The following is a 716-nucleotide window of genomic DNA, read 5'->3' as shown; positions in this document are numbered from 1 at the left end:
GCGAACACAGTAAGGACATGCAGGACGACCAAAAATAACAACGAACATAATCTTATTTCTCCTAAATCTATTCTTTTTTGAAAGCGTACAAACATAGAGGCTTGGTGCGCTCTCTTTTGTTGAAGTAACTATGCCTTATCCAGATACCGAAATAAAGCAGCAATTACCTCTCGGATCTATAGGCGAAATCTATCGGATAAAAACTAAACGAGCTTTAAACCAAAAGACGTAAATAACAGCTTACTAGGACAAAAATAAACCTTAAAAATGACATGGTAACTATGTGAAGTGACGCATAAACACATACTTTTTGAAGGGTTATTGATGGCAAGGTGGATTGGGTCAACTTTTTTTAACGCAAACCATAGCAATCTATTAAAAGTTGTCGTTTTGGGGAGGAAGTGTATGTTTCAGTTTATGACTGCAACACGGATTATTTTCGGTGAAGGAGCGCTCCAATCTTCACTATCAGTTATCAATCAATTTGGGTATAGCGTCTTGCTCGTGACGGGAAAAGAGACTCAGCGCGCCACGCCCATCATCAATTATCTCAAAGCTCAAAATATGCGTTATCAGCACGTCGCCATCAATGGGGAGCCCAACATTACGATGGTGGAAGAGACGGCGGTGCTCGGGCGAAAATTTCAACCTGATGTGGTCATCGCAATCGGCGGTGGTAGCGTCATCGACATGGGCAAGGCATTGGCTGCAATCAT

The 716-nt window shown here is 41.9% G+C and carries 1 protein-coding gene; it reads left to right on the top strand.

Going from position 1 to position 716, the window contains the following annotated elements:
* Positions 1-405 precede the first annotated feature (405 nt).
* The coding region (locus tag R7Q11_RS26235) for an iron-containing alcohol dehydrogenase (RefSeq protein ID WP_225467005.1) at positions 406-716 on the top strand (311 nt) is incomplete at its 3' end.

Source organism: Vibrio sp. 970 (assembly GCF_033339075.1).
Note: the sequence above shows the minus strand (reverse complement) of the source record. Positions and strands in the feature narration are given on the sequence as shown.